General features: G+C 60.1%; 9 protein-coding genes and 1 rRNA gene. 4 read left to right on the forward strand and 6 right to left on the reverse strand.

What is annotated here, in order from left to right; translation table 11 throughout:
* The first annotated feature begins 73 nt into the window (after positions 1–73).
* Genes CQ019_RS12670 through CQ019_RS12685 form a run of 4 tightly spaced genes read left to right on the forward strand, consistent with a single transcriptional unit; the run spans position 74 to position 2,574 of the window.
* Entirely contained in the window at positions 74–1,273 is a 1,200-nt protein-coding gene (locus CQ019_RS12670) for a nitrate/nitrite transporter (RefSeq protein WP_181148465.1), read from the forward strand.
* On the forward strand, positions 1,274–1,663 hold the full coding sequence (locus tag CQ019_RS12675; RefSeq protein ID WP_105553655.1) for a helix-turn-helix domain-containing protein: 390 nt from the start codon (positions 1,274–1,276) through the stop codon (positions 1,661–1,663).
* 47 nt (positions 1,664–1,710) lie between these two features.
* Complete coding sequence (locus CQ019_RS12680; RefSeq protein ID WP_105553656.1) at positions 1,711–2,118, forward strand: VOC family protein; 408 nt, start codon at positions 1,711–1,713, stop codon at positions 2,116–2,118.
* A 9-nt stretch (positions 2,119–2,127) separates the two neighbouring features.
* Entirely contained in the window at positions 2,128–2,574 is a 447-nt protein-coding gene (locus tag CQ019_RS12685) for an iron chaperone (RefSeq protein WP_105553657.1), read from the forward strand.
* A gap of 70 nt (positions 2,575–2,644) precedes the next feature.
* On the opposite strand, the gene CQ019_RS12690 is transcribed toward CQ019_RS12685, so the two are convergent.
* The 6 genes from CQ019_RS12690 to rrf form a co-directional block, all read right to left on the reverse strand.
* Positions 2,645–5,158: an ATP-dependent Clp protease ATP-binding subunit gene (locus tag CQ019_RS12690; RefSeq protein ID WP_105553658.1), complete on the reverse strand. Its 2,514-nt coding sequence runs from the start codon at positions 5,156–5,158 to the stop codon at positions 2,645–2,647.
* Between the two features lie 292 nt (positions 5,159–5,450).
* Positions 5,451–5,771, reverse strand: a complete 321-nt coding sequence (locus CQ019_RS12695; protein ID WP_105553659.1) for an Lsr2 family protein — start codon at positions 5,769–5,771, stop codon at positions 5,451–5,453.
* Positions 5,772–5,909: 138 nt separating this feature from the next.
* Positions 5,910–6,077 (reverse strand): hypothetical protein, encoded by a 168-nt coding sequence (locus CQ019_RS18560; RefSeq protein ID WP_181148467.1) that lies wholly within the window; start codon positions 6,075–6,077, stop codon positions 5,910–5,912.
* Between the two features lie 5 nt (positions 6,078–6,082).
* Complete coding sequence (gene lysS, locus CQ019_RS12700) at positions 6,083–7,597, reverse strand: lysine--tRNA ligase (RefSeq protein WP_105553660.1); 1,515 nt, start codon at positions 7,595–7,597, stop codon at positions 6,083–6,085.
* 121 nt (positions 7,598–7,718) lie between these two features.
* Positions 7,719–9,683: a M13 family metallopeptidase gene (locus CQ019_RS12705; RefSeq protein ID WP_258134011.1), complete on the reverse strand. Its 1,965-nt coding sequence runs from the start codon at positions 9,681–9,683 to the stop codon at positions 7,719–7,721.
* A 161-nt stretch (positions 9,684–9,844) separates the two neighbouring features.
* Positions 9,845–9,961: ribosomal RNA gene (gene rrf / locus CQ019_RS12710) — 5S ribosomal RNA — on the reverse strand.
* Between the last annotated feature and the right edge of the window lie 220 nt (positions 9,962–10,181).

A 10,181-nucleotide genomic window follows, 5' to 3' on the forward strand; every position in this document is an offset into this window, starting at 1 on the left:
ACGTCTTTTTTGTGACATATCAGCTAGGCAATATGCAACACTAAGGACGGACAAGCACAAATCAGGGAGCATCATGCAACGGCATATGGCCAAACCCGGAGCCGGCCTGCTGCTGGTACTCCTCGCAGCGGTGGGCATTGCACCGCTGTTCACCTACGGGTTGAGCGCGACCAGTGACCTTGTCATCCGCGACCTGCACATCAGCGAGGCGCAGTTCGGTTTGCTGGCTACCGTATGCTTCGGCTGCGCGGCTGTCGGCAACGCCGCCTTCAGCTCCTTCGCGGACCGGCAAAAAGACACCACCCTGTTCATCATCATCTTCGGCCTGGCCGCGGCCGCGCTGGCGCTCGTTGCGCTTCCCGGCGGATACGCGGTATTGCTGATCGCCGCGATGCTCGCCGGATTCGCCCAGTCATTCCCGAATGGGGTCACCAACCGGGTGCTGGTCCAACGCGTGCCCGGTGCCCAGCGCATCACCTGGACCGGGGTCAAGCAATCCGGGGTGCAGGTCAGCCAGCTGGTAGGCAGCTTGGGGTTCCCGCTGTTGGCAGCCTGGGTGGGTTGGCGCGGCGCCTCGCTGGCCGGCGCGGTGCTGGCAGGGGTGCTCGGTGTGCTCGCGGTGAAGCTGCTCAACGCCACCGCCATGCTGCCGGCCGCCCCGAGCGTCAAGCGGGAGAACTCGGCAGCCGCTACCGGCCCGTCCACCCGTTTCATCGTCGTCACGCTGACCGTCTTCGGCTTCGTCAACGGCTTGGGGGTGCAGGCGACGAACGTGTACCTTCCGCTCTTCGCGGTGCGCGAGTTGGACTTTTCACTGCTGCTGGGCGGACTGACCGCCGCGGTGGCCGGCGCCTTCGGGGTCAGCGCCCGCATCGGCTGGGGCGCGCTGATGGGACGCGGGGTCTCCGCGCCGAAACTGCTGCTCACCCTGGCGCTGCTGGCTACCACCGGAGGACTGACATTTTGGCAAGCGCAGGTTCAGCACTCGGCCTGGTTGCTGTGGCTGGCGGTGATCCTGCACGGTGCGGCGGCGCTGGGCGTCTCGGTGGTGCTGATGGCGGCATTGCTGCGCGCAGTTCCCGCGGCTTCCCTGGGCAGTGCCACCGGCATCGTCTCGGCCGGCCAATTCGCCGGATTCACCTTTGGCCCATTGCTGATGGGCGCGCTGATCTCCTCCCCTGGCGGCTTCACCGCCGGGTGGATTGCGGTCATCGGAATTTACCTGTGCTGCGTGCTCTTGGGGCTGTATCTGGTCTTCCGAAAGCGTGCCTAAATGGATTTGCAGACACTCGCCCACCTGCGCCGGGCCCGCGACCTGATGGACCGCAGGTATGCCGACCCCCTGGACGTGCCGGCCATGGCCGCTCGTGCGCTGATGTCCCCCGCTCATTTCTCCCGCGAGTTCAAGCGCGCCTATGGCGAAACACCGTATTCCTACCTGCTGACCCGGCGTATCGAGCGGGCCATGCACCTGCTGCGCGCCGGGGTGTCGGTGACGGATGCCTGCATGCAGGTCGGCTGGAGCTCGCTGGGTTCTTTCAGCAGCCGGTTCACCGAGGTGGTCGGGCAGTCCCCTTCGGCCTACCGCGAGCGCGAGCATTCGGCGACGGAAGAGATTCCCGCCTGCATCGCCAAGATCCTGCTGCGTCCGCCGCGATTCTGAGCAGTTTTGAAGAAGCCGGGCAGAAATCCCGCCGCTAGGCTGAAATCATGACAAATATTAGTGTGCAGTATGTTCCCGTGACGGTTCTCGACGTTGATGAGGCGCTGGTTTTCTACCGTGACGCGCTCGGTTTAGCGGTCGCCTCCGATGTGGCTCACGGTGGGTTCCGATGGGTATCCCTCGCAGTATCGGGTCAGCCCGGGCTGAACTTGGTGCTTTCCGCTCCGGGCGCGGGGCGCTCCGCAGAAGACGCCGCTGCCCTCGGGGAGCTTATCGCCAAGGGTGCGCTGGGCGGTTTGGTGCTTTCGGTTCCCGACGTGGATTCGCTCTTCGAATCGCTGAGCGCCAGCGGTGCGGAGGTATTGCAAGAGCCCGTGGACCAGCCGTGGGGGCCACGCGATTGCGCCTTCCGCGATCCCTCGGGCAATATGGTTCGCATCAACCAGGTTTCCTAGGAGAAAAGCATGCCGGATACAGACCAGTCGGGATTCAGCGCCGCCGAGAAGGCCGCAATCAAGGAACGCGCGGCCGAGGTAAAGGCTCCGAAGAAGCGCATGACCAAGGCCGAGAAGCAGGAGCAGGCGCGCAAGGATCTTGAAGCGAAGATCGACTCCTTCGAGGGTACGGACAAGGAACTGGCCCAGCGCCTGCACGAACTCATCACCGCCACCGCGCCGCAACTGGAGCCAAAGCTCTGGTATGGCATGCCCGCCTACGCGCTCGATGGCAAGGTGCTGTGCTTCATCCAGGATGCGAAGAAGTTCGAGGCCCGCTACCTGACCTTCGGATTCAACGATGTGGCGATGCTCGATGAGGGAACGCTGTGGCCCACCTCGTTCGCGATCACCGGGTTGAACGACCAGCAGGCCGCGATGCTCGCCGCGCTGGTGGCGAAGGCCGTCGGAAACTAAATAAAAAGCACCGCGGGTGCGGCTTCCGGATTTCTCCGGAAGCCGCACCCGCGGTGCTTAATGCTTCGTCTTAGCTTTCCAGCGCCGCCGGTGCCGGCTCGCCTTCCAGCTGGCCGTTGCCGCCCTCGGCGTGGAAGACGAACTTGCGCGTCTCCGCCTCGCCTTCGACGTCCACGGTGATCTTCTGGCCGGTGACGATCTGCCCGAACAGGATTCGCTCGGAAAGCTGGTCCTCGATATCGCGCTGGATCGTGCGGCGCAGCGGGCGTGCACCCATTGCAGGATCGTAACCGCGCTCGGCGAGCAGGCTGCGTGCAGCCTGGGTCAGCTCGATGGTCATGCCGCGGTCGTCCAAGCGCTTGGACAGGCGTGCGATGAACAGATCAACGATCTCTTCGATCTCATCCTGGCTCAGCTGCGGGAAGACCACGGTGTCATCAACACGGTTCAGGAATTCCGGGCGGAAATGCTGGCGCAGCTCCTCCTGGACCTTGGCCTGCATCCGCTCGTAACCGGTCTTGGTGTCCGAGGCGGACTGGAAACCAGTCATCACGCCCTTGGAGATGTCGCGGGTACCAAGGTTGGTGGTCATGATGATGATGGTGTTCTTGAAGTCCACCACGCGACCCTGGGAGTCGGTCAGTCGGCCGTCTTCCAGAATCTGCAGCAAGGAGTTGAACAGGTCCGCGTGGGCCTTCTCCACCTCGTCGAAGAGCACGACGGCGAATGGCCGACGGCGCACCTTCTCGGTCAGCTGGCCGCCCTCTTCGTAACCGACGTAGCCCGGAGGGGCACCGAACAGTCGCGACACGGTGTGCTTCTCGGAGTACTCGGACATGTCCAAGGTGATCAGCGCGTCTTCCTCACCGAAGAGGAATTCGGCCAGCGCCTTGGCCAGCTCGGTCTTGCCCACGCCGGTCGGGCCGGCGAAGATGAACGAGCCGCCGGGGCGGTTCGGATCCTTCAGGCCTGCACGGGTACGGCGGATCGCCTGGCTGATCGACTTGATCGCCGAGTCCTGTCCGACGACACGCTTGTGCAGCTCTTCTTCCATGTTCATCAGGCGCGTGGACTCTTCCTCGGTCAGCTTCACAACCGGAATACCGGTCGAGTTAGCTAGCACCTCGGCAATAAGATCCTCGGTGACCTCGGAGATTTCATCCAGGTCGCCGTTGCGCCAGGACTTTTCCTTCTCGTTCCGGGCCTCGATGAGCTTGGACTCCTTGTCGCGCAGCGAAGCGGCACCTTCGAAGTCCTGCGCATCGATCGCAGCTTCCTTCTCCAGTCGCACGGTGGCGATTTCCTCGTCCATTTCCTTCAGCGCCGGCGGGGCGGTCATGCGCTGGATGCGCAGTCGTGCACCCGCCTCGTCGATCAGGTCAACGGCCTTATCCGGCAGGAATCGGTCCGAGATGTAGCGGTGCGCCAACGTGGCGGCAGCCTGCAGGGCACCGTCGGTGATGGACACGCGGTGGTGCGCCTCGTAGCGGTCACGCAGGCCGCGCAGGATCTGCGTGGTCAGCTCGACCGAAGGCTCCTTGACCTGAATCGGCTGGAAACGACGCTCAAGCGCCGCGTCCTTCTCGATATTCTTGCGGTACTCATCCAAGGTGGTGGCGCCAACGGTCTGCAGCTCGCCGCGGGCCAGCATCGGCTTCAGGATCGAAGCCGCGTCGATTGCGCCTTCGGCGGCACCGGCACCCACCAGGGTGTGGATCTCGTCAATGAACAAGATGATGTCCCCGCGGGTGCGGATCTCCTTGAGCACCTTCTTCAGGCGTTCTTCGAAGTCACCACGGTAACGCGAGCCAGCCACCAGCGAACCGAGGTCCAGGGTGTACAGCTGCTTGTCCTTGATGGTCTCCGGCACGTCGCCACGCACGATCGCCTGGGCCAAGCCCTCGACAACCGCGGTCTTGCCGACACCAGGTTCACCGATCAAGACCGGGTTGTTCTTAGTACGGCGCGAGAGGACCTGCATAACGCGTTCCATCTCGTGCTCGCGACCGATCACCGGGTCCAGCTTGCCCTCGCGGGCGGCTGCGGTGAGGTTGCGGCCGAACTGATCCAGCACTGCCGAACCGGCAGGAGTTCCCTCCTGCTGGCCACTGGAGCTGACACCAGCCGAGGCGGTGTCCTTGCTTCCCTGGTAGCCCGAGAGCAGCTGGATGACCTGCTGGCGCACGCGACCGAGGTCGGCACCCAACTTCACCAGCACCTGGGCTGCGACGCCCTCGCCCTCGCGGATCAGGCCGAGCAGGATGTGCTCGGTTCCAATGTAGTTATGCCCCAGCTGCAACGCTTCACGCAGCGAGAGCTCCAAAACTTTTTTGGCGCGTGGAGTGAAGGGGATATGACCGGAAGGTGCCTGCTGGCCCTTTCCGATAATCTCCTGCACCTGCTCACGCACGGCACCCAACGAAATATTCAGCGATTCGAGCGCCTTGGCGGCGACCCCATCACCTTCGTGGATAAGACCGAGCAGCAGGTGCTCGGTGCCGATGTAGTTGTGGTTGAGCATGCGCGCCTCTTCTTGGGCGAGCACGACAACTCGACGGGCACGGTCGGTAAATCTCTCAAACATCTTCGGCACACTCCTTGCTTACCAATAATTCGATGCTACGCACCGCGGGGCCACAATGCGCCCTTGTTCGCCATAGGGATAACCCGCAGGGCTAGATGACGGATTATTCGATTGGCAAACCAATATCTGTCAGGCAAATTTTATCGTCAATTTATTCGTTCTATCTTCAAGCAAATGATTTTGATTGGTGCACCAAACAAAATCATCGTAATCTGCTCGTGATACAAGCAAAGGGCCGGAGTACCTTTCGATACTCCGGCCCTTTGCTGAGACTAATTCAACACCTAGTGAGTTACTTGGCGCGACCCCGGCCACCCTTGCGCATAGCAGCGTTATAGGCGTCAACAACATCAGCATTCAAGCGCCCGCGGGCGTTGACCTTAATGTTGTTTTCCTTGGCCCATGCGCGAATTGCAGGAGCCTCGCTCGCGCTGCTTTGCTTCGCCGAACGCGCAGCTTCGATATATGGCTCCAGGGCCGCACGGAATTCGTCGGCGTGCTCCGAGTTCAAGTCAATCTCGTAGTGCTGACCAGCAATACTGAACGAAATCGACTCAACCGCTTCGCTGCCATCAATGTCGTCAATCAGGGCAATCTGAACCTGACGTGCCATTATTCTTATTCCTCCATGCGTGGATTTGCTGAACTAAGTCCATAAGAACTCAAAGTTCATTGCAAAAATCAAGTATAGTCAGATTTTGCAATAAATTCGAACGCATCAAACAATTAAGAGGTAATTACTAGGATTATCCTAATTTCCGGACGTGCTGGTTTCTGAATTACCATGATGTGCGATTTTAGCTTCGGCTTCGGCCTGGGCTTTGCGCTCATTCCGATCAGCGTTTGAAATCGCCTTGATCGCGTACCAAAATATGAGCCCCAGCACGATAGTTGGAACAATTGCCTCTACATATGGCATGGGATTTATGCCTCCGGCTTGAGTAATGGGAACAGGATCGTTTCGCGAATTCCTAGGTCGGTGAAGAGCATAACCAGTCGATCGATGCCCAATCCGATACCACCCATTGGTGGGGCACCGTACTCCAGTGCGCGCAGGAAGTCTTCATCCAGTTGCATTGCCTCCGGGTCGCCACCGGCAGCCAACAACGATTGCTCGGTCAGGCGCTCACGCTGGATGACTGGGTCGATCAGCTCGGAGAACGCGGTACCGCGCTCCATGCCACCGATGATCAAGTCCCACGCTTCAATGACGCCGGGCTTTGAACGGTGTGGCCGCGCCAGCGGCTGGGCCAGTGGCGGGTAATCGCAGACGAAGGTCGGGTCGATCAGCTTCGGCTCGACGATCTCGCCGAATAATTCGATGACAAGCTTCTGCGCGCTCCACGACGGGTCGATCTTGACTTGGTGCTTTTCGGCGACGCCACGCAATACCTCGGCGTCGGTCTCTGGGGTGATCTCCACGCCCACGGCTTCGGAGAGGCCCGGGTACACGCTCAACCAGCGCCATTCGCCGTCCAGGTTGATGGTGCCGTTTGCGGTCTCGATGGTGCGACCGGCGCCGATGGCATCCGCCGCGTTGAGAATCATCTGCTGCATGCGCTCCGCCATCACGTACTGGTCTGCGTAGGCTTCGTAGCATTCAAGCATGGTAAATTCCGGCGAGTGCGTGGAGTCCACGCCCTCGTTGCGGAAGATGCGGCCGATTTCGAAGACCCTGTCCACGCCGCCAACCACTGCACGCTTGAGGTACAGCTCCAAGGCGATGCGCATGGTCATTTCCTGATCGAAGGCGTTCAGGTGCGTCTTGAATGGGCGGGCCGAGGCTCCACCGTGCACCAGCTGTAGCATCGGGGTCTCTACCTCGACGTACTCGTGGTCCTCGAGGGTGCTGCGCACCGCACGGATGATCGCCGCGCGCTTGTACACCATTTCGCGGGCTTCGTTGCGAACGATCAGATCCGCATAGCGCTGACGCACACGGGTTTCTTCATTCAGGTCTGCGTGCAGCACCGGCAACGGGCGCAGGGCCTTGGAAGCCATTTCGAAGCCATCTGCCATCACCGACAGTTCGCCGCGACGCGAAGAAATTACCTCGCCGGTCACGAATACGTGGTCACCGAGGTCGACCAGGGACTTCCACTGGGCCAGGCGCTCTTCGCCGACATTTGCCAGCGAAAGCATAACCTGCAGGCGGGTGCCGGCGCCCTTCGGGCCGCCCTCCTGCACGGTGGCGAAGCAGAGCTTGCCGGTATTGCGCATAAAGACGATACGTCCGGCAATGCCGACCTTGACGCCGGTCGCCTGATCTGGCTCGAGCTCCGGGAACTGTTCGCGGACTTGCTGCAGGCTATGAGTGCGTGCCACCCCAACCGGGAAGGCTTCCTCGCCGTTTGCCAGCAGGGCGTTGCGCTTATCGATGCGGACCTGACGCTGGTCGTTTGGATCGGTGCTATCTGCGGAATTATTTTGGGAAGTCACAATAGTCCATTCTACGTGCCATTCTTAGTCATTTGGCAGGATCATGATGCGCCTTACACGGTGATCTGCGCGCCTTAACGAATTCAAGGCGCAGAGATTGCTCCCTGCGCCTTGCCTGGTACTACCAGATGGTCACTCGATCTGCCGGATCAAGCCACATTCCATCGCCCGGCTTGGTGTCAAAGGCCTCGTGGAAGGCAGTCAGGTTCTTCGGCACCTGATTGCAGCGGAACTCGCCCGGCGCGTGCGGGTCGGTGGTCACACGCACCACTGCCGTCTCCGGCCGGATCAGCGTGCGCCAGCACTCGGCCCAGGAGTAGAAGAAGCGCTGATCGCCGGTGACACCGTTGATTATCTCGTCCTCTTCGATGCCGCGGGCGGCCAGCTCAAGCTTGTAGGCCCGGTAGGCGATGCCGAGCCCTCCGAGGTCACCAATGTTTTCCCCGAGCGTCAGTTCCCCGTTCACCTGGTGGTCCGGTGCCTCGGTGGGGCGCAAAGCGTTGTACTGGTCGACCAGCTTGCCGGTGAGCTGCTCAAAAGCCTCGCGGTCCGCCTCGGTCCACCAGTTGGTCAGCTGGCCGGTTCCGTCATACTGTGAGCCCTGGTCATCGAACCCATGGCCGATCTCGTGTCCGATGACCGCACCGATCGCCCCGAAGTTCGAGGCGACGTCACGGTCCTTGTCGAAGAATGGCAAGCGCAAAATGGCAGCTGGGAAGGCGATCTCATTGAGCAGCGGATGATAGTAGGCGTTGACGGTCTGCGGATACATGAACCAGAGTTCGCGGTCCACCCCGTCATCGATCTTCTTCAGCTCGCGCTTGAATTCAAATTCGTTCGCCGCCGCAAGGTTGGCGATGACGTCCACCGGATCGGTCTCGATTGAGGAGTAATCGATCCACTCGTTCGGATAGCCGATCTTAGGCCGGAACATCGACAGCTTCTCAAGGGCCTTCTCGATGGTCTCCGCTCCCATCCACGGCAGATTCGAGATCGATATGCGGTAGGCCTCGATAAGCCGCTCAACCAGTGCGTCCATCGCGTGCTTGGCTTCTTCCGGGAAGTGCTTGGCCACATAGAGCTGACCAATATCCTCGCCTACGCCGCCTTCGGTGAAGGAGACGCCGCGCTTCCAGCGTTCCTTCAGCGTTTCCACCCCACCGAGCTTGGCCGAGTAGAAAGAGAAATTCTCATTGACAAACGCACTGGACAGGTATGGTGCGAAGGAACGCAGCGCCTGAACGGTGAGCCAGTTCTTCCAGCTCTCCAGGGGTTCTGCGCTGAGCAGTCCGGAGAGCGCTTCGAAGTAGCTTGGCTGCCAAAATACTACCTCGGCAGAGTACTTCGATTCGATCCCGGCGCCCTTCAGCCAGGTGCGCAGGCCGGGGAACAACTTGAAGACTTCTTCTTCGGTCATGAGGTTATAGCGTGCCTGAGCATCACGGACCTTGACCCGATCCCAGTGATGACTAGCTATCTTGGTCTCCAACGCAGTCACGGAGGCAGCCGCCTGCGCAGGGTCGGGAATGCCGCCGAGCGCCAGCAGCCGGGTTAGGTGTTCTTCATAGTCGGAGACGGTCTGTGCGAACTGTTCTTCGCGGTAATAGGACTCATCTGGCAACCCAAGACCGCCCTGCAAGAAGGTCAACAGGTTTCGTTCCGGGTTTCCGGCGTCGTTCATTGCTCCCGAGGCAAGGAAGCCACTTATGCCCTTGCGATAGAAGGAGCCAGAAAGCTCAAGCAGGGATTCGACATCTGAAACGTTCGAAATTGCCTGCAGGTATTCAGCGACCGGATCGGCGCCGCGCTGTTCGATGACTTCTTCGTTCATGAAACTACCGTACAAATCGGCGATACGCTGTGACGGACCCGCTAGTTCTGATCCGGATTCGTGCGCTTTGACTGCATCTGTAATGATCGCGTGGACCGCGTCTTCAGCGTCGTCGCGAAGCTCCATGAAAGATCCGTAGAGCCCTTGATCGCTCGGGATGGAAGCCGATTCGAACCACTTTCCGTTCGAATGACGGTAGAGGTCGTCCTGGGGGCGGATGGAATCATCACGATATTTCAGCGCATCTGTCGTCAACGAGGGGCTCCCTATATAGCGGATCTAGCAGTACCTATTATTCACTGTATCTATTAGATCGCTAGCCCGAAGGACGTCGCTCGTATATGCGCCGAAGGCTTAAACAGGTGAGGCCCCCACACCAACAGGTGCAAGGGCCTCAAACCATCATACTAAGTTAAGTCCGGCGGTGACCTACTCTCCCACACCCTCACGAGTGCAGTACCATCGGCGCAGTGGGCCTTAGCTTCCGGGTTCGGTATGGGACCGGGCGTTTCCCCCACGCTATGACCGCCGTAACAGTCTCGAAACAACACCTGATGATCCAGTGCCATTAAGTCTTATGAACCACACCACCAACCCCAACAATCAACATCCCCAACCCACCGAAGTGAATCGAAAACACTGATCATCAAGCTGATGATCCAGTTAGTGTTACAAGGTTGTTGTCTCGTAACCGTATAGTGAACGCGAGCATCATTGTCTTCAACGATTGCTTTACTGTGTGTTGTAAGTCAT

It is taken from the genome of Arthrobacter sp. MYb229 (assembly GCF_002975405.1).
Classification (GTDB): Bacteria; Actinomycetota; Actinomycetes; order Actinomycetales; family Micrococcaceae; genus Glutamicibacter.